Annotated in this window: 20 protein-coding genes; 12 read left to right on the forward strand and 8 right to left on the reverse strand. The window is 66.3% G+C overall.

The features are described from left to right. Positions 1–7: 7 nt before the first annotated feature. From H7X47_RS17495 to H7X47_RS17525, 7 genes are all read left to right on the forward strand, one after another. Positions 8–1,192 carry a M20 aminoacylase family protein gene (locus H7X47_RS17495; protein WP_193369999.1) on the forward strand — a complete coding sequence of 395 codons (1,185 nt, stop codon included), beginning with the start codon at positions 8–10 and terminating at the stop codon, positions 1,190–1,192. Positions 1,193–1,339: 147 nt separating this feature from the next. Further along, on the forward strand, positions 1,340–1,891 hold the full coding sequence (locus H7X47_RS17500; protein WP_193370000.1) for a PAS domain-containing protein: 552 nt from the start codon (positions 1,340–1,342) through the stop codon (positions 1,889–1,891). Positions 1,892–2,102: 211 nt separating this feature from the next. After that, a complete protein-coding gene (locus H7X47_RS17505; RefSeq protein WP_193370001.1) occupies positions 2,103–2,573 on the forward strand; it encodes an Hsp20 family protein in 471 nt (156 codons plus the stop codon). An 86-nt stretch (positions 2,574–2,659) separates the two neighbouring features. After that, positions 2,660–2,989 (forward strand): hypothetical protein, encoded by a 330-nt coding sequence (locus H7X47_RS17510; protein WP_193370002.1) that lies wholly within the window; start codon positions 2,660–2,662, stop codon positions 2,987–2,989. 49 nt (positions 2,990–3,038) lie between these two features. Continuing rightward, a complete protein-coding gene (locus H7X47_RS17515; protein WP_193370003.1) occupies positions 3,039–3,437 on the forward strand; it encodes a hypothetical protein in 399 nt (132 codons plus the stop codon). An 86-nt stretch (positions 3,438–3,523) separates the two neighbouring features. Beyond that, entirely contained in the window at positions 3,524–4,225 is a 702-nt protein-coding gene (locus tag H7X47_RS17520; protein WP_193370004.1) for a rhomboid family intramembrane serine protease, read from the forward strand. Between the two features lie 120 nt (positions 4,226–4,345). Further along, positions 4,346–4,936 (forward strand): hypothetical protein, encoded by a 591-nt coding sequence (locus H7X47_RS17525; RefSeq protein ID WP_193370005.1) that lies wholly within the window; start codon positions 4,346–4,348, stop codon positions 4,934–4,936. 13 nt (positions 4,937–4,949) lie between these two features. Here H7X47_RS17525 and H7X47_RS17530 read toward each other — a convergent pair whose 3' ends face one another. The 3 genes from H7X47_RS17530 to H7X47_RS17540 are packed head-to-tail and all read right to left on the reverse strand — an operon-like array spanning position 4,950 to position 8,559. Next, positions 4,950–5,915, reverse strand: a complete 966-nt coding sequence (locus H7X47_RS17530) for an ABC transporter permease (protein WP_193370006.1) — start codon at positions 5,913–5,915, stop codon at positions 4,950–4,952. 13 nt (positions 5,916–5,928) lie between these two features. Then, a complete protein-coding gene (locus tag H7X47_RS17535) occupies positions 5,929–6,876 on the reverse strand; it encodes an ABC transporter permease (RefSeq protein WP_193370007.1) in 948 nt (315 codons plus the stop codon). Positions 6,877–6,882: 6 nt separating this feature from the next. Then, on the reverse strand, positions 6,883–8,559 hold the full coding sequence (locus H7X47_RS17540; RefSeq protein ID WP_193370008.1) for a peptide ABC transporter substrate-binding protein: 1,677 nt from the start codon (positions 8,557–8,559) through the stop codon (positions 6,883–6,885). A 191-nt stretch (positions 8,560–8,750) separates the two neighbouring features. Here H7X47_RS17540 and H7X47_RS17545 point away from each other — a divergent pair, with 191 nt between their 5' ends. Further along, positions 8,751–9,890: a site-2 protease family protein gene (locus tag H7X47_RS17545; RefSeq protein WP_193370009.1), complete on the forward strand. Its 1,140-nt coding sequence runs from the start codon at positions 8,751–8,753 to the stop codon at positions 9,888–9,890. A gap of 19 nt (positions 9,891–9,909) precedes the next feature. After that, positions 9,910–10,569, forward strand: a complete 660-nt coding sequence (trhA, locus tag H7X47_RS17550; RefSeq protein ID WP_193370010.1) for a PAQR family membrane homeostasis protein TrhA — start codon at positions 9,910–9,912, stop codon at positions 10,567–10,569. Positions 10,570–10,722: 153 nt separating this feature from the next. Here the strand turns inward: trhA (H7X47_RS17550) and H7X47_RS17555 are convergent, their stop codons facing one another. Further along, entirely contained in the window at positions 10,723–11,535 is an 813-nt protein-coding gene (locus H7X47_RS17555; RefSeq protein WP_193370011.1) for a class I SAM-dependent methyltransferase, read from the reverse strand. A 134-nt stretch (positions 11,536–11,669) separates the two neighbouring features. Then, on the reverse strand, positions 11,670–12,035 hold the full coding sequence (locus tag H7X47_RS17560; RefSeq protein WP_193370012.1) for a cupin domain-containing protein: 366 nt from the start codon (positions 12,033–12,035) through the stop codon (positions 11,670–11,672). A gap of 123 nt (positions 12,036–12,158) precedes the next feature. Here H7X47_RS17560 and H7X47_RS17565 point away from each other — a divergent pair, with 123 nt between their 5' ends. The 3 genes from H7X47_RS17565 to trhA (H7X47_RS17570) all read left to right on the forward strand — a co-directional run bounded on the left by H7X47_RS17565 (position 12,159) and on the right by trhA (H7X47_RS17570) (position 14,140). Further along, positions 12,159–13,073: a LysR family transcriptional regulator gene (locus H7X47_RS17565; RefSeq protein WP_193370013.1), complete on the forward strand. Its 915-nt coding sequence runs from the start codon at positions 12,159–12,161 to the stop codon at positions 13,071–13,073. A 259-nt stretch (positions 13,074–13,332) separates the two neighbouring features. Further along, positions 13,333–13,461: a hypothetical protein gene (locus H7X47_RS26145; protein ID WP_264373100.1), complete on the forward strand. Its 129-nt coding sequence runs from the start codon at positions 13,333–13,335 to the stop codon at positions 13,459–13,461. Between the two features lie 19 nt (positions 13,462–13,480). Next, positions 13,481–14,140 (forward strand): PAQR family membrane homeostasis protein TrhA, encoded by a 660-nt coding sequence (trhA, locus tag H7X47_RS17570; RefSeq protein ID WP_193370014.1) that lies wholly within the window; start codon positions 13,481–13,483, stop codon positions 14,138–14,140. A gap of 95 nt (positions 14,141–14,235) precedes the next feature. Here trhA (H7X47_RS17570) and H7X47_RS17575 read toward each other — a convergent pair whose 3' ends face one another. The 3 genes from H7X47_RS17575 to H7X47_RS17585 form a co-directional block, all read right to left on the reverse strand. Further along, on the reverse strand, positions 14,236–14,967 hold the full coding sequence (locus H7X47_RS17575; RefSeq protein WP_193370015.1) for a class I SAM-dependent methyltransferase: 732 nt from the start codon (positions 14,965–14,967) through the stop codon (positions 14,236–14,238). Between the two features lie 29 nt (positions 14,968–14,996). Beyond that, positions 14,997–15,818 (reverse strand): NYN domain-containing protein, encoded by an 822-nt coding sequence (locus tag H7X47_RS17580; protein ID WP_193370016.1) that lies wholly within the window; start codon positions 15,816–15,818, stop codon positions 14,997–14,999. 62 nt (positions 15,819–15,880) lie between these two features. Then, on the reverse strand, positions 15,881–16,867 hold the full coding sequence (locus H7X47_RS17585; RefSeq protein WP_193370017.1) for a TAXI family TRAP transporter solute-binding subunit: 987 nt from the start codon (positions 16,865–16,867) through the stop codon (positions 15,881–15,883). Positions 16,868–16,893 lie beyond the last annotated feature (26 nt).

The following is a 16,893-nucleotide window of genomic DNA, read 5'->3' on the forward strand; positions in this document are numbered from 1 at the left end:
CACGTCCATGGCCGTCATCAACCGCATCGCCGAGTTCCACGAGGAGATCAAGGGCTGGCGCCGCGACATCCACGCCCATCCGGAAACCGCCTTCGAGGAAGTGCGCACCGCGGACTTCGTGGCCGAGAAGCTGGCCGAGTTCGGCATCGAGGTGCACCGCGGGCTGGCCACCACCGGCGTGGTCGGCGTGCTGGACGGGCGGAGCAACACCTCCGGGCGCGCCATCGGCCTGCGCGCCGACATGGACGCCCTGCACATCCAGGAGCTCAACGGCTTCGATCACCGCTCGCGCCACGACGGCAAGATGCATGCCTGCGGTCACGACGGCCACACCGCCATGCTGCTGGGCGCCGCCAAATACCTCTCCGAGACCCGCAACTTCGACGGCCGTGTCGCCTTCATTTTCCAGCCGGCCGAGGAGAACGAGGGCGGCGGCCGGGTGATGGTGGAGGAGGGGCTGTTCGAACAGTTCCCGGTGGAGGCGGTCTACGGCCTGCACAACATGCCCGGCATGCCGGTCGGCACGGTGTCGCTGCGCAGCGGCCCGGCCATGGCGGCCTTCGACATCTTTGAAATCACCATCACCGGCAAGGGCACCCACGCGGCCATGCCGCAACTCGGCATCGACCCGGTGGTGACAGGCGCGCAGATCGTGACATCGCTGCAGACCATCGCCAGCCGCCGCACGGCGCCGCTCGATTCCGTGGTGGTCAGCGTGACCCAGTTCCACGCCGGCGATACCTGGAACGTAATCCCGGAGACCGCAGTCATCCGCGGCACCGTGCGCTCCTTCAAGAAGGCAACCCAGGACCAGATGGAACGCGACATCGACCGCATGGCCCGCGCCATCTGCGAGTCACAGGGCGCCAGCATGACCCTGCGCTACGAGCGGCGCTATCCGGCGCTGGTCAACTCGGAGGCCGAGACAGCCATCGCCGGCGCGGTGGCCGCCAAGGTGGTGGGCGACGACAAGGTGGTGATGGGCGCCGAGCCGCTGATGGGCTCGGAGGACTTCGCCTACATGCTGGAGGCCAAGCCCGGCTGCTACGTCTGGCTGGGTAACGGCACCGAGGGCGGGCCGGGCGGCTGCGCCGTGCACAACCCGCACTACGACTTCAACGACGAAATCTCCGTGGTCGGCGCCAGCTACTGGGCGACTTTGGTGGAGCAGACCCTGCCGAAGTCAACCTGAGAGATTACTGCGAAAGCTGACTCCGATCATTGCCGCGCCTCGGGAAAGAGGTAAGCTAACGATCAGGAACATCGGGCACTGAGAGCCGGCCGCGATGCCGTGCGGCCGGAAAGTGTTCGTTCTTCCGCTCCCTTATGGTGATGTCGGATGAGCGAGAAGCCGCAAGACAGGAACTATACTGCCGAAGCCGCGCCCCTGTCGGCGCTGTCGCACCCGGACCACATCTGGTTCTTCGAGTATTGGCGGGCGCGCAAGCCGGCGGATGGCCTGCCGAGCCGCCACGACATCGACCCCGCCGACTTCCCCAAGCTGCTGCCGCGCGTTGCCATGATCGCGGCCGAGGCCGCGGACGGCGGTTTCCACTACCGCTATCGCCTGGCGGGGACCGAGATCGTCTCGCGGGCCGGGCGCGACCCGACCGGCAAGACCTTCGACGAGCTCTACCAGGGCGACTACCTGAAGAGCGCCCAGGCGCTCTACGATGATTTGCGGGACTCGATGGAACCGCACTTCTCCGAGCGGGTGTTCCCCATCGGCGACGGCGAGAGCTTCCTGCGCTACGACCGCCTGATCCTGCCCCTGGCCAGCGACCACCAGAACGTGGACCAGTTTCTGCTGCTCATCGTGGTGGTGGAGCAGCGCGGCAGGGTCCGCCGCGAAGGCAGCTTCGAGCGCGCCGGCTGGCCGAAGCTGCGCTAGCCGCGGCGACCGCACAGACTCCTGAAATAGCGGAAAAATTTCCTGTATCTGACCTCCGACGACCCCCTTGAAACCGCCTGGGAGGTACCTATCTCGGGCCTCGGGATCGCTCTTGAGGAGGATCCCCTTGGCTATCCAGGCGGGGCTTGACGGCGCCTTCTTGGTTGGGTCGACGGCAGCGCCCCGCGATACAGCTCATCAGGAGGGTATCATGCGTAGCGCTTTTGATTTCAGTCCTCTGTACCGTTCCACCATCGGTTTCGATCGCCTGCCGGGCCTGCTGGAATCAGTGGCCCGTCTCGACGAATCGAGCCTTGGCTATCCTCCCTACAACATCGAAAAGCAGGATGAAGAGTCCTACCGCATCACCATGGCGGTGGCCGGCTTCGCCGAAGGCGATCTCGACATCCAGGTCCGCGGGCAGACCCTGGTGGTCAGCGGCCGTATGGGCGATGACGGCGACGACCGGACGTACCTGCACCGCGGCATCGCCGGACGCGCCTTCCAGCGCAGCTTCGAAATCGCCGACCACGTGAAGGTGACCGGGGCGCGCCTGGAAAACGGCCTGCTGCACATCGACCTAGTGCGCGAACTGCCTGAGGAGATGAAGCCGCGCCGGATCGAGATCGGCACGGGACCGGCTTTCAAGCAGGTCACGGACGGCACCAAGAAGGCCGCCTGATTCGGCGGTGGCTCTGGGGGCCTGGTGGGCCGGAGGCGTCCGGTCGGCGCGGCCGGCCCACCACCCCTCTTCAGGAGGACAGGAGCATGTGCAGGTTTTCTCAACCCTTCGTGACCGATAAGCGGATTGCCTTTGCGGTGCGCCGGGCCGGGGAGATCGCCGACCGGCGGCGCGAGGATTCGGCCTTCGACTGCGCTGCCGCCGCGGTGCGCCAGGTTTTCGGGCGCTGGCTGCTGGACCATACCGCAGCTGTGCCACCCTCCAAGATGCCGCTTTACCTGCGGTTGGTGGACGAGGTGGAGCAGCGCCTGGGGCTGCACCGCCGCCGCCGTGGTGTGACGCTGCCGCAGAATCCGGCGATGGCAGCGCCGCTGCCCTTTGCGCCGGACTGCGTCGAGGCCCGCGCCTCGGCCTAAGCGGGCAGGGCGCGATCCTCCGAACCGCGAGGGCAGGGAGGTGGAAGCCATGCAGCATCGAGGTTGGTTCGACGACGGGCATTGGAGGCGGGGTCACGGCCGGCGTCGCGACGGTGAACGCGGTGCGAGCGACCTCATCGCCCGGCTGCGGGACGTGCTGCTGGAGACCGGGCTTTGGGCGGCCGGCAGTCTGGCCGCGGCCTCCCTCATGCCGCCGGTTCTGGTGGCGCCGCTGCTGCGCGAGCTGCTGCTGTTCTCGGCGGCCTTTGTCTCACTGTCCGCGCTGTTCCGCGGTGAGGCACTGACCCTGCGGCGCGTCAACCGCCAGGACGTGGCGATGCTGCTGCTTGCCCTGGCGCTGATCGCCGGTCTTTTCGTCGAGCCGGAGGCGGTCAGGGCCTTCGTGGAATCCGGGGCGGCCGGCCAGGCGGGGAGCGCCGGCCTCTAGTGACGGCAGCGCTTTCTCCTTGCCTTCGTGCGGGCGAGGGGTCACATCGAAGGGGCTTTTCGTTCCTGCAGCCAGCCCTGTCCTTCATGTCCGTCCCGCCCGAGCACTTCCACGACCCCGATCAGGGTCCGCCGCCGCCACGCGGCCGTGAGCCGGTGTTCAACCTGCCGCCGGGGACGCTATGGCTGACCCTGGCGATGCTGGCCTGCTTTGCCCTGCAGAACATCCTGGAGGGGCCGGCCTGGACCTGGTTCATGTCGGCGCTGGCTTTCGTTTCGCCGGTTTTCTGGCCGCCGGGCAGCGACCTGCCCAGTCTCCTGGCGCTACCCTCCCTGGTGACCTATGCCTTCCTGCACGCCGACTTCATGCACCTGGCGCTGAACCTGGGCTTCTTCCTGGCCTTCGGCAGCTTCGTGGAGCGCCATCTGGGCCTCCTCCCCTATCTGCTGCTCTTCGCGCTGACCGCCGCGGCCGGCGCGCTGGCGGAGTTCTGGTTCCGCGGCGCGGAGCCGGTGGCCCTGATCGGCGCCTCCGGGGCCGTTTACGGTATGACCGGGGCGGCCATGCGCTTCATGTTCGCCAGCGGTCAGCCCGGCCAGCGCCGCCGGGCCCTGGCCTTCGTCGGGGTCTTTATGGGGCTCAACCTGGTCTTCGGCATCTCGGGGCTGGGCGATTTCCTGGCCGGGGCGCAGATCGGCTGGAAAGCCCATGCCGGCGGTTTCATCGCCGGGACGGCCCTCTCCTTCCTGCTGGCGCGCCGGCCGCCGGGCCTGAAGAGGCGCGCCTAAACCCCCACTGCCCCCTTTGCGGTTTGACGGCGAGGGACCGCTCTTAGTACCTTCGCCCGGCAGAATCCTGGCCTGTCCGAATTCCGGGCAGCCGGCCGTCAGTTCGACAGAGGGGGTACGATGAAGGGGCTTCGATGGAGCGCAGGCGCGCTCGCCGTCGCGGGTGTGGTGCTGGCGACCGCCGGCTGTGGCGGCCCGCGCGGCTACTACGAATCCGGCCCGCCCCGCGTGCCCGCCGGCGGCACCTTCACCATCGAGCCGGGCCAGGAGGTGGTGGTCTACGGCGTGCGATCCAAGTACTGCGGCATGACGCCCCCGACCTTCGAGACCGCCAGCCAGGAGATGTTCAGCGGCGAGGGCTCGCAGGGCCCGGCCACGGGGCAGGTCTACGACGCCGGCATCGGCCAGCGCGTCAGCGTGCCCTGTGGCGGCACCGTGCCGGTGCGGGCCATAGGCTACCGCGCGCCCGAGGGCTTCGAGGGCGAGGTATCCATGGTGTTCTACGGCGTCGATCAGGCCACCGTGACCGTCGCCCTGCCGGAGCCGGAGCCGGAGGAAGAACCGGTTCTGGATCCGGAAGCGGCCTCCGAGCCGGCGCCGCTGCCGGACCCCGCGACCGAGCCGACGCCCAGCGAGGGGCCCATGCCCGAGGGCGAAGCCGGGCCGCCGGAAAGCCCCCTGGAGGAGCCCCCGGGCGTCCAGCCGAACTGATGCGCTGAAGGACCTAGTCCTCGCTTTGCAGGGCGCGCGGGTCTAGGGCGTCCTGCAGGCCGTCGCCCAGGAAATTGAAGGCGATGACCGTGAGGAAGATCAGCGCCCCCGGATAGATCGCCAGTGCCGGCGCGTCCCAGATCAGCTCCTGCGCCGAGGTCAGCATGTTGCCCCAGGAGGGCAGCGGCGGCTGGATGCCGAGACCCAGGAAGCTCAAGACCGATTCCAGCAGGATGATGCCGCCGATCGACAGGGTCGTGGCAACGATGATCGGCGAGACCACGTTGGGCAGGATGTGCACCAGCATGATGCGCGGCGCGGAGGCGCCCAGGGCCTCGGCGGCGCGCACGAATTCCCGGGTCTTCATTGACAGGGTGGCGCCGCGCACCAGGCGCGCAACGGTGGTCCAGCCGACCAGCGCGATGAGGAAGACGATGCGGTAGAGACTGATGCTCTCCGAGGTCACCAGGTCTTGGGGCAGGCCGATCTTGCCCAGGTCGATGGCCGCCAGGATGATCAGCAGCGGCAGGATCGGCAGGGCGATGACGCCGTCGGTGAAGCGCATCAGCAGGGCGTCGAGGCGGCCGCCGTAGTAGCCGGCGGCGAGCCCCAGCAGCGTGCCGACGACGGCCGCGCAGAGCGCCGCGGCGAGCCCCACCACCAGCGAGACCTGGCCGCCGTAGAGCAGGCGGACCAGCAGGTCGCGGCCCAGTTCGTCGGTGCCCAGCGGATTGGCGGGCGAGGGCGGCTGCTTGGCGTTGAAGAGGTCGACCAGGTTGCCGTCGACGCCCAGCAGCGCCTCCACCAGCGGCGCGGCGGCGGAGGCCAGCGCCAGCACCACCAGGAAGGCCAGGCTGGCGACGGCCAGGCGGTGGCGCAGGAAGCGGCGCCAGAAGATCTGCCGCACGGTCAGCGCCGTGCCCTGGGCGTGGGCGGCTTCGGCGGCCAGCAGGCCCTGGGGTGGTGGTGCGCCCGTCATCGGCAGGTGATGCTCATTGGTAGCTGATCCTGGGGTCGAGCCAGCTGTAGGCCAGGTCGGCCAGCAGGTTGGCCAGCAGGGTGGTCAGCGTCGCCAGCAGCAGGCCGAGCAGGGCGACGTTGTAGTCGTTGCCGATGACCGCGTCGTAGATGGTCTTGCCCATGCCCAGGTAAGCGAAGATCTGCTCGGTGATCAGCGCGCCGGAGAAGAGGTTGCCCATCTGCAGCGCCAGGATGGTGACCACCGGGATCATGGCGTTGCGCAGCACGTGGCCCAGCACCACCTGGCGGCCGCTGAGGCCCTTGGCCAGCGCGGTGCGCACGTAGTCCTGGCGCAGCGCCTCCAGGGCGGCGGCGCGCATGAAGCGGATGACGCCGCCCACGGTAGCGATGGTCAGCGCCATGACCGGCAGCGCCAGGTAGCGCAGGTCGGCCCAGAAGTCGCGGCCGTCGCCCATACCGCCGGCGGGCAGCCATCCCAGCGTCACGGCGAAAAGAATGATCAGCAGGATGGCGAGCCAGAAAGGCGGCACCGAGATGCCGGCGAAGGCCAGCAGGTTGATGGCGTGGTCGACCGGGCTCTGCGGCCGTGTGGCGGCGTAGATCCCGGCCGGCAGAGCGATGGCCAGGGCCAGCAGGAAACTGAGGCCCATGAGGATCACGGTATTGCCCAGGCGCGGCAGCAGGATGTCCAGGGCCGGCTGGTTATAGAGCCGCGAATAGCCGAAGTCGCCGGTCAGCGCGTTGCCGAGCCAGGCCAGATAGCGCTCGAAGATCGGCTGGTCGAGCCCGTAGATGGCCCGCAGGCGCTCGGCCTCCGCCGGCGTCATCTCCGGGTCGGAGAAGATCATGATGTCGATGGGATCGCCCGGCATGAGCCCGATGAGGGCGTAGATCACCAGCGACATGACGGCCAGCACGAAGAAGGACTCGATCAGCCGCCGGGCGAGGTAAGAGAGCATCCGGCTCTAGCGCCCCTCGACGGTCCAGTCCTCGATCCACAGCGTCGAGGAGGCCTGCTGTCCGGTCGGGCGCACGCCTTTCAGCCACTTGGGCAGGATGTAGGGATTGGCGCGCCAGTAGAGCGGGATGACCGGCACCTCCTCGGCATAGATCTCCTGCAGGCGGTGCCACATCTGCTCCCGCTTGGCGCGGTCGAGCTCCAGGTTGATGGCCTCGATGAGTTCGTCCATCTCGGCGTTCCTGAAGCCGGTGTAGTTCTGTCCCGACCAGCCGTTCTGCTCGCTGGGGATCTCCTCGGAATGCAGGGTCGAGCGCGGCGCGTTCTCCGGCGACGATCCCCAGGCGAACATGGCGAGGCCGGTGAAGCGGCGTTCATGCACGGTCTGGCCGAAGAAGACGCGCGGCGGCTCGTTGCGCACGCGCACGTCGATGCCGAGCTGCTTCCACTGGCTCTGCAGCACCTGCTGTACCAGCTCGCGCACCCGGTTGCCGGCGGTGGTCATGAACTCCAGCTGCAGCGGCTCGCCCGCCGCGTTGTGGCGGATGCCCTGCCTGAGGTCGCTCCAGCCGGCGGCCTCCAGCAGCCCGGCGGCCTTCTCCGGGTCGTAGGGATACTTCTTCACGTCCTTGTAGTAGACCCAGTCCAGCGGCGAGACGCTGGTATGGGCGACCGGCTGGCGGCCCTCGAAGAGGCGCTCGTTGATGGCCTCGCGGTCGAGGCCGTAGACCAGCGCCTGGCGCAGCCGCTTGTCGGCCAGGATCGGGTTGTCGAGCATCAGGTCGATGTGCTCGTACAGCAGGCCCGGCTTGTAGATGACGTTGAAGCGGTCGCCGTGGCGTTTCTCGAAGGCCAAGGCCTGGTCGAGAGTCAGGCCCAGTTCGCCGGAAATCATGTCGATGTTGCCCGACAGCAGGTTCGCCTCCAGCGCCGTGGTCTTCTCGATGATCAGCACGGTGATGCGGTCGAAGGCCGGGGGCTTGCCCCACCAGGTCTCGTTGGGCTCCAGCACGACGCGCGAGCCCGGGATGATCTCGGTGATGCGGTAGGGGCCGTAGTAGAGCGCCTTGTTGGTGGGATCGGTGTCGAAGGTGGTGCGGTTGCGGTAATCCTCCGGCGCCGCGTCGAAGATCGGCTCCTCGATGTGCGCGGGCAGGATGCGGAAGTCGTTGATCGCCGCGTACTCGTAGGAGATGCGGTCGGCGTGCATGACGAAGGTCTTGTCGTCGATCACGTCGATGGCGTGGATGCGCTTGTAGAGCTCCAGGTTGCCGATGCCGGCGGTGGGATGGCGCCCCGCCTTCCAGGTGAAGAGCACGTCCCTGGTGGTGACCGGCGTGCCGTCGCCCCAGGTGGCGTCGGGGCGCAGGCTGTAGGTGAGGGCGATGCCGCGCCCGTCGCCGGCGCCCTCGACCCCCGGCGGCAGGTCCTCCGGCTCGGCGGTTCCGGCCTCGATGGACGGCAGCTCGGTGCAGAGCATGCAGATCAGCTCCCACTGCTGGTCGTAGACCGTCATCGGCCGCCGGGTCATGGAGGCGACGTAGGACTTGGCGACCGAGGGCTCGCGGCTGGGGTGCAGGGTGGTGGGGTACTGCGAGATGCCGATGCGCAGCTCTTCGGCGGCGGCGGGCCGCGCCGCGGCGGCGGCCAGCGCCAGGAAGAACATCAGGATCAGCTTTCGCATGACGGGCCCCCTCGCACCATCTTGGCATACCGTGTCATCATCCTAACCGACCGGGGCGGCGGCGCGAAGGGGCCTGAGGGCCCGCCACCGCGGAGCGGGTCGGAAGGGGGATTGGTTGGAAATCACCTTTCGGTGATTATATGCAGAATCGAGAGAGCAAAGGGCTTCTCGGTGGGAGAGACGGTTTCAGGATGAACGGACGCAGCATCACCCTTTTCGAACTGCTGGGCTTCAAGATCCGGGTCGACATCAGCTGGATCTTTCTCGCTCTGCTGGTGACCTGGTCCCTGGCCAAGGGCGTCTTCCCGGCCTGGTACGAAGACGCGGGCCTCAGCCAGGCGGCTTTCTGGTGGATGGGCATCGCCGGCATGGCCGGCCTGGTGTTCTCGCTGATCTTCCACGAGCTTTCGCACTCCCTGGTGGCGCGGCGCTACGGCCTGCCGATCAAGGGCATCACTCTCTTCATCTTCGGCGGAGTCGCCGAGATGACCGAGGAGCCGAAGAGCGCCAAGGTCGAGTTCTGGATGGCTATCGCCGGCCCCATCGCCAGCTTCGTCCTGGCGCTGGCCTTCTGGCTGCTGGCGGGCCTCGGCCGGGCGCAGGGACTGCCGGTGGCGGTCACCGGCGTGCTCGGCTACCTCGCATTCATCAACCTGCTGCTCGGCGGCTTCAACCTGATCCCGGCCTTTCCCATGGACGGCGGGCGGGTGCTGCGCGCCGCCCTGTGGTACTGGCGCGGTGACTTTCGCCAGGCGACCCGCATCGCCTCGGGCGCCGGCAAGGGCTTCGGCATGGGGCTGATGCTGCTGGGCCTGCTCAGCGTGGTGACCGGCAACTTCATCGGCGGCATGTGGTGGTTCCTCATCGGGCTCTTCGTGCGCGGCGCGGCCGAGGCCTCCTACCAGCAGATGGTCACCCGCCGCCTCTTCGAGGGCGAGCCGGTGCGCCGCTTCATGACCCACGAGACCGTCGCGGTGCCGCCGGACCTGCCGCTCACCGCCTTCGTCGAGGATTATGTCTACGAATATCACTACGACCTCTTCCCCGTGGTCTCCGAAGGACACCTCCGCGGCTGCATCTCGACGCGCCAGGTGAAGACGGTGCCGCGCGAGGCCTGGCCCTACCGCAGCGTCGCCGACCTCATGGCGCCCTGCAACGAGGAGAACACCGTCGACCCCGGCATGGACGCCATCGAGGCCATGGCCCTGATGCGCCGCACGGGGGCCAGCCGCCTGATCGTCGCCGTCGGCGACCGCCTGGTCGGCATCGTGGTGATGAAGGACATGCTGGAGCTGTTCAGCCTGAAGATGGACCTGGAGGGGCAGCGCTAGCGATCTGCCGGACGGGGACATGGACCAGGATTACACCGCGCATCCGCAGTACAGCCGCGCCGAGCATATCGCCGACGCCGTGATCCATGTTCTGGGCCTGACCTTCGGGCTGGCGGCCTGCGTCTCCCTGATCATCGCCGCCTGGCCCAGCCACGACCCGCTGCTGCACCTCGCGCTGGCGCTCTACGGCCTGGGCCTGCTGGCCATGCTCGGCTGCTCGGCGCTCTACAACCTTTCCGGCCACGGCCCCTGGAAGGTCATCTTCCGGCGCTTCGACCATGCCGCCATCTTCGTGATAATCGCCGGCACCTATACCCCCTTCATGGTGGTGGTGCTGGGTGACGCCTGGGGCTTCGGCCTGCTGGCCTTTGTCTGGGGTGTGGCGCTGGCCGGCGTGGCGCTGAAGCTGTTCTGGCCGAACCGCATCGACCGCCTCTCCGTCGCCGCCTACCTGCTGCTCGGCTGGAGCATTGTGGTGGCGGCCGGGCCGCTGCTGGGCGCGATTTCCGTGCCGGGCCTCGTGCTGTTGATCGTCGGCGGCGTGCTCTACAGCCTCGGCGTGGTCTTCCACCTGTGGCATCGCTTGCCCTACCAGAACGCCATCTGGCACGCCTTCGTGCTGGCCGCCGCCGCCTGCCACTTCTCGGCGGTCTTGAGCGAGGTGGCGATCGCCGGCTAGGGCGCGCCGACACATCGCGGCGGGACTCAGACCCTGATTCTGGTTTTGCCTCACAGCGGGCGCCGGCCCTCGAGAGCTGTGGTCCCGGTTTGACCCTGAGAGGAAGCGATACACAACGGCAGCGATACCAGCAATGTGGGCTTTGCGAAGGTTCTATTTCCGTGCCGTCATGGTCAGGCACTGTGCCGGCGAGGCGAGGCCGTCGTCGTCGTGGTAGTCCGCAAGTTCGGCGACGATCTCTTTAATCAGCCGGGCGTGTTCGGCCTCGGCCAGGTCGGCCATGGTTTCTGCGATGGGAGAGCCGGCGATGGCGCCGGTGATGAAGGCCTCCGGGTCGGGATGGCGGGCGAATTTCACGTCCAAGGTGATATGGACGTCACGGAACCCGGCGCCCTCGGCCAGGTTGTGCAGGCGGTTGCGGTCGCCGAGCGAATAGATCATCTCCCACGGCGCCGTGGTGCCGGCACCGAAATGCCGGTCGAGCACGGTCGCGAAGGCGGCCCCGATGGGGGCACGGGTCTTCCAAACGCTAAGTGCGAGCCGACCGCCGGGCTTCAGCACACGCGCCATCTCGGCCATCGCGCCGGGCTTGTCGGGCATGAACTGCAGTCCCTGCTGGCAGAGCGCTACGTCGAAGGCGTCGTCTGGAAGGGGCATGGCGGCGGCGTCGCATTCGAGCCAGGCGATCTCCGCTTGCCCGGCCTCGGCGGCGAAGCGCGCCGCGGCTTCCAGCATACCGGCATGGACGTCAGTTCCGGTCACGTATGCGGCGGTGCCCGAGCGGGTGGCGGCCGTGCGAGCTACGACGCCGGTGCCGCAGGCGATATCGAGTACCCGGTCGCCGCGGGTGACGCCGGCGGCGGTAACCAGCTCCTCGGCGCAACGACCCATCTGAGCCCGGACCCAGCAGAGTTCGTAGACGTCCGGGCCGCCCCGTTTCAACTGAAAGCCGGATTCGTCTGCCAAGGTCGTTCTCCCGATTTGGTCGGCGGCCGATCGCCGACGTGAGCGCTTGCTTTGGGCTCAAGAACCGTCATCTGACAGTTTCGCTCAGGCCGTTTGTTTTGAAACCCCGAATGACCGCTGCGAGGACGGGACCGCTACGTGACGATCATGTAAAACTTGCGAAGCCTTTCAGTGATTTCCAAAGTCACTTTCGCGCCCTTCGGAATGAGGAATGTATCACCCGCGGTGAAGGTTTCTCTCCTGCCCTGCGCATCGGTGATGTCGAGGCTTCCCGATAGCACCGTCATCAGTTCGTTGACGGAGTAGGCGTCGATTTCCACCAAAATGGGTGCGCACTCCCATACACCCGACGTGATCGAGCCGTCCGCGGTTTCAAAGAACTTGTGCCGCAGTTCCGAACGGTCGTCCGTAGTGAAAGCAGTTGCAGGAACCGCGTGGGACGGCCCCATGCCCGTCTCCGGGTGACCGTCCGGCAGAAACCGGTGAAACGTCACTGCCATGCAGAAGTCCTCCTCTATCTCGGGAGCGAGAGGAGTGTAGAGGAGAATTGTCTTTACGATCACATCATTAATATGCAAATCATCTTTGCAGTATTTGCATAAATTATTTTCAGGTGAATGTCATTGGATAGGCTGGGAGCAATATCGCTGTTTGCGAAGGCCGTGGAAACGGGCTCGTTCTCCGAAGCCGGGCGGCAGTCTGGTTTGTCACCTTCTTCAGTCTCCCGTCGCATCGATGAACTTGAAGATTGGGTCGGTTCTGCCTTGTTCCATCGCACGACGCGCAAGTTGAACCTGACAGAAGCTGGCCTTTCGTTCTATGAGCGAACGCACGACATTTTGCTCGACCTGGAAGAGGCGAGGACAGTCGCTGGGCAACTGCAGGACCATCCCTCTGGCCTGATCCGAATGACGGTTCCTGAAGGCATGGAGCGTCACTTGTCGCCGGCCATCAACGCCTTCCAGACACAGTGGCCCGATGTCAGCTTCGTGCTGGATATCAGCGCCCGGATTGTAGATTTGGTTGGGGAAGGTTTCGACTTGGCTGTCCGCATTGGACAGATGGAGGATTCGACCCTCAAGGCACGAAGAATTGCGGCGGCGCAACGCTATCTATGCGCCAGCAAGCAGTATCTGATGGAAGCAGGAACACCCAAGCGGCCTGAAGACCTGGAAGACCACAACTGCCTGATCTACAGAGCGCTTCCCGGCTACAACGTTTGGCGGTTCAAGACTGGGAACCGCACCGTCGACATTCGCGCGTCGGGCAGCTTTTCCGCCAACAGCGGCAATGCCCTCGTCAATGCGGCCCGCGACGGCAGAGGCATCATTCTGTCGCCGGGTTGGCTTGTCGGACCCTCTTTGGCGAACGGCGATCTTGTCGAGATCCTGCCGGGGGTTTCGCCAAATCCGGCACGGGTGCCGCTTTATGCCGTCCATCCATACCGGCGGTTCGTGCCGCCAAAGGTGAAAAAGCTTGTGGATTTTCTGGCGAGGCGATTTGGCGACGACTACGATTGGAGTCACCTGACTCCCTAGCAGCGAAAGCAGTCCTCTGAGCCAGGAACAGGAACTTCCTGGGCAACGGCCTACCCAATTCATGACCGGCTTGAGATGCCCGCAATGGGCGAAGGCTCTGCTCTGTTGGCTGCGGCGGGATTTTCTACTCCTGGCACTTGGGCGACGTGCGCCGTCTCGGGATGAATGTCCGGGAATCCGCCGAAAGCGGTCATCTACCCAGTGAGTGCGCGTCCTAGTCCAGCAGGCGCTTGATGATGTGGCCGCCTGACTTTTCGTCGTGCTGCAGCTCCAGCAGCTTGCGGTCTTCGGCTTCCTCCAGCAGCTGGCCGAAGGGGCGGAAGCCGTGGTGATGAAGGACATGCTGGAGCTGTTCAGCCTGAAGATGGACCTGGAGGGGCAGCGCTAGCGTTCTGCCGGACGGGGACATGGACCAGGATTACACCGCGCATCCGCAGTACAGCCGCGCCGAGCGTATCGCCGACGCCGTGATCCACGTTCTGGGCCTGACCTTCGGGCTGGCGGCCTGCGTCTCCCTGATCGTCGCCGCCTGGCCCAGCCACGACCCGCTGCTGCACCTCGCGCTGGCGCTCTACGGCCTGGGCCTGCTGGCCATGCTCGGCTGCTCGGCGCTCTACAACCTTTCCGGCCACGGCCCCTGGAAGGTCATCTTCCGGCGCTTCGACCATGCCGCCATCTTCGTGATAATCGCCGGCACCTATACCCCCTTCATGGTGGTGGTGCTGGGTGACGCCTGGGGCTTCGGCCTGCTGGCCTTTGTCTGGGGTGTGGCGCTGGCCGGCGTGGCGCTGAAGCTGTTCTGGCCGAACCGCATCGACCGCCTCTCCGTCGCCGCCTACCTGCTGCTCGGCTGGAGCATTGTGGTGGCGGCCGGGCCGCTGCTGGGCGCGATTTCCGTGCCGGGCCTCGTGCTGTTGATCGTCGGCGGCGTGCTCTACAGCCTCGGCGTGGTCTTCCACCTGTGGCATCGCTTGCCCTACCAGAACGCCATCTGGCACGCCTTCGTGCTGGCCGCCGCCGCCTGCCACTTCTCGGCGGTCTTGAGCGAGGTGGCGATCGCCGGCTAGGGCGCGCCGACACATCGCGGCGGGACTCAAACCCTGATTCTGGTTTTTGCCTCACAGCGGGCGCCGGCCCTCTAAAGCCGCCGACCCCGCAACACCTACCCGGCTTCGACCAGTCGGTAGCCGCAATCCAGTTCGTCCAGGCTCATGAGGTGGCCGTAGCGCTGCTCCCATGCGCCGCTCTTCAAGTCCGCTTCAAGCTGTCTCAGGCCTTCGGAAACATCGCCGATGGCCCAGAAGGAAGACATTGCCGCGCGCGCTCTCTCCTCGAGATAGGCCGCAGGGCGCCGCCAATAGCCGGCCAGAAAGCCGTCGGTGCAGTCGTGGGGGATCGGCACGGCGGAGACCTGGGCGGCACCGAGCCATTTCCCATAGTCCTCCATTCGGGGCATCTGTCCTTCATCCAGTGTGATGAGCGCGGGGAAGTAGTCGGTGAGCCAGAAGCCACGGAACGCCGGATCAAAGGTCAAGAAGACGATTTTGTCCCGCGTGACGCGGCGCATCTCCCTCACGCCTCTTTCCTGATCGGACCAGTGGTGAATGGTCAGGATCGCCATGGATGCATCAAAGGAATTGTCGGGGCAGGGAAGGTTTTCCGCGCTTGCTTGGATCACCACGGCATCCGAAGGAGGGCGCTGCTGGATCATCTCGGCCGAAGGTTCCACTGCCGTGATCTCTCTGCCGCTGGGCTCGTAGGAACCGGCGCCGGCCCCGACATTCAAAACGGTCCGGGCATCGCCCAGGGCGGTTTCGATTCGCTGGGCAATTCTCGCGTCGGGCTGACGCAGGTTCGCGTAGTTCAGTCCGATCTTGTCGTAAAGAGCGGTCATGGCCCCACCCACCGTCGATGATGCGCGGTCTAGTCCAGCAGGCGGTTGATGATATAGCCGCCGGACTTCTCGTCGTGCTTCAGTTCCAGCAGCTTGCGGTCCTCGGCTTCCTGCAGCAACTGCCCGAAGGAGCGGAAGCCGTGGTAGCTCTCGCTGAAGCCCGGCTTGCGGCGCTTCAGGGTCTGCTTGACCATGGAGCCCCAGACTTTCTCCTCCTGGCCACGCTCCTTGAAGAGGTCGTCGATGACCTCGGTCACCAGGTCGAAGGCCTCCTGCTTCAGGACTTCCTCGCTGCTGGGCTTCTTCCTGGTGGTCTTCTTGGTGGCGCTGCGCCGGCGCTTGGCCTTTTGCTGCGTGTCCGATTCGCGGATCAGGTCGTCGTAGTAGATGAACTCGTGGCAGTTCGCGGTCAGCAGATCCGAGGTCGAGTTCTTTACGCCGACGCCGATCACCGTCTTGTTGTTCTCGCGCAGCTTGCTGACCAAGGGCGAGAAGTCGGAGTCGCCGGAGATGATGACGAAGCTGTCGATGTGCGGCTTGGTGTAGCAGAGGTCCAGGGCGTCGACGACCAGGCGGATATCGGCGGAGTTCTTGCCGGAGACGCGCACGTGGGGGATCTCGATGAGCTCGAAGGCGGCCTCGTGCATGGGCGCCTTGAATTCCTTGTAGCGGGCCCAATCGCAGTAGGCCTTCTTGACCACGATGTCGCCCTTGAGCAAGAGCCGCTCCAGTACCTTGGCGATGTCGAAGGCCGCGTACTTGGCGTCCTTGACGCCCAGGGCCACGTTCTCGAAATCGCAGAAGACAGCCATGTTCTGGGCCATGTTCTGCGTCGTGTCGCCTTCGCTCATGCTGCTCTCCGCCTCTATCGTATCGCCAGTCGTGTCACTGCGATCATAAGGCGGTAAGCGCCCTACAGCCAGCCGCGTTCCTGGTAGTAGCGCAGCGCCCCCTCGTGGAGCGGCGCGCTCAGCCCGTCGGTGATCATGCGTTCGGGCATGAGATGCCGAAAGGCCGGATGCATGCCGCGGAAGGCGTCGAAGTTCTCGAAGAGCGTCTTGGTCAGGACGTAGACGGTGTCGGCATCGACTTTGGCGGAGGTGACGACCGTGGCCTTGACGCCGAAGGTCTGCACGTCGTGGGGGTTGCCGGCGTAGAGGCCGCCGGGGATCTCCATGCGGGCGTAGAAGGGATACTTCGCCACCAGGATGTCGATGGGCCGGCCCGAGACCTCGACCAGGGTGGCGTCGCAGAGCCGCACCGCCTGCTTCACCGAGTCGTTGGGGTGGCCGACCACGTAGACCATGGCCTGGATTCGGTTGTGGCACAGCGCCAGGGACTGCTGGCTGGCCGGCAGTCCCTCGGCCAGGCTGAAGGTCGAATTCTCCCAGCCCATGGCGAACATCACGACTTCCATGGTGCCGCGCTGGCCGGAGCCCGGATTGCCGATGTTGACCCGCTTGCCGACCAGGTCCTGCAGGTGCGCGATCTCCGAATCGCGCCGGGCGACCAGGGTGAAAGGCTCGCCGTGCACGGAGAAGAGGGCCCGCAGGTCGCCGTCCGGCTTGTCCTCTGTGAAGCTGCTGGTGCCGTTCAGGGCGTGGTACTGCCAGTCGGACTGGACCACCGCGAAGTCCAGCTTGCCGGCCCGCAGGTCGCGCAGGTTGGCAATGGAGCCCGCCGTCGGCTGGGCCGTGCAGGCGGGCGCGGCGCCGTCGGCGCTGCGCGCCACCAGGCGGCAGAGGGCGCGGCCGACCTGGAAGTAGACTCCGGCGCGGCTGCCGGTGCCGATGGTCAGGCTCTGGTCCGCCGCGGAAGCCGACGGGCTGACGGTCCCGGCGGTGACGCCGGCAAGAAGGGATGCGAAAAGCAGGCTGCGGACAAGCGTGCGGGATCTCATGCGCCGGCCTCCTGAATTCTCATTTT

This window comes from Pelagibius marinus (genome assembly GCF_014925385.1).
GTDB classification, from domain to species: domain Bacteria; phylum Pseudomonadota; class Alphaproteobacteria; order Kiloniellales; family Kiloniellaceae; genus Pelagibius; species Pelagibius marinus.

What these genes read in the sequence shown, in the direction of transcription:
- H7X47_RS17495 (WP_193369999.1), top strand. Translation starts at nt 8, where the DNA reads ATGGCCGTCATCAACCGCATCGCCGAGTTCCACGAGGAGATCAAGGGC.
- H7X47_RS17500 (WP_193370000.1), top strand. Translation starts at nt 1,340, where the DNA reads ATGAGCGAGAAGCCGCAAGACAGGAACTATACTGCCGAAGCCGCGCCC.
- H7X47_RS17505 (WP_193370001.1), top strand. Translation starts at nt 2,103, where the DNA reads ATGCGTAGCGCTTTTGATTTCAGTCCTCTGTACCGTTCCACCATCGGT.
- H7X47_RS17510 (WP_193370002.1), top strand. Translation starts at nt 2,660, where the DNA reads ATGTGCAGGTTTTCTCAACCCTTCGTGACCGATAAGCGGATTGCCTTT.
- H7X47_RS17515 (WP_193370003.1), top strand. Translation starts at nt 3,039, where the DNA reads ATGCAGCATCGAGGTTGGTTCGACGACGGGCATTGGAGGCGGGGTCAC.
- H7X47_RS17520 (WP_193370004.1), top strand. Translation starts at nt 3,524, where the DNA reads ATGTCCGTCCCGCCCGAGCACTTCCACGACCCCGATCAGGGTCCGCCG.
- H7X47_RS17525 (WP_193370005.1), top strand. Translation starts at nt 4,346, where the DNA reads ATGAAGGGGCTTCGATGGAGCGCAGGCGCGCTCGCCGTCGCGGGTGTG.
- H7X47_RS17530 (WP_193370006.1), bottom strand. Translation starts at nt 5,915, where the DNA reads ATGACGGGCGCACCACCACCCCAGGGCCTGCTGGCCGCCGAAGCCGCC.
- H7X47_RS17535 (WP_193370007.1), bottom strand. Translation starts at nt 6,876, where the DNA reads ATGCTCTCTTACCTCGCCCGGCGGCTGATCGAGTCCTTCTTCGTGCTG.
- H7X47_RS17540 (WP_193370008.1), bottom strand. Translation starts at nt 8,559, where the DNA reads ATGCGAAAGCTGATCCTGATGTTCTTCCTGGCGCTGGCCGCCGCCGCG.
- H7X47_RS17545 (WP_193370009.1), top strand. Translation starts at nt 8,751, where the DNA reads ATGAACGGACGCAGCATCACCCTTTTCGAACTGCTGGGCTTCAAGATC.
- trhA (WP_193370010.1), top strand. Translation starts at nt 9,910, where the DNA reads ATGGACCAGGATTACACCGCGCATCCGCAGTACAGCCGCGCCGAGCAT.
- H7X47_RS17560 (WP_193370012.1), bottom strand. Translation starts at nt 12,035, where the DNA reads ATGGCAGTGACGTTTCACCGGTTTCTGCCGGACGGTCACCCGGAGACG.
- trhA (WP_193370014.1), top strand. Translation starts at nt 13,481, where the DNA reads ATGGACCAGGATTACACCGCGCATCCGCAGTACAGCCGCGCCGAGCGT.
- H7X47_RS17575 (WP_193370015.1), bottom strand. Translation starts at nt 14,967, where the DNA reads ATGACCGCTCTTTACGACAAGATCGGACTGAACTACGCGAACCTGCGT.
- H7X47_RS17580 (WP_193370016.1), bottom strand. Translation starts at nt 15,818, where the DNA reads ATGAGCGAAGGCGACACGACGCAGAACATGGCCCAGAACATGGCTGTC.
- H7X47_RS17585 (WP_193370017.1), bottom strand. Translation starts at nt 16,867, where the DNA reads ATGAGATCCCGCACGCTTGTCCGCAGCCTGCTTTTCGCATCCCTTCTT.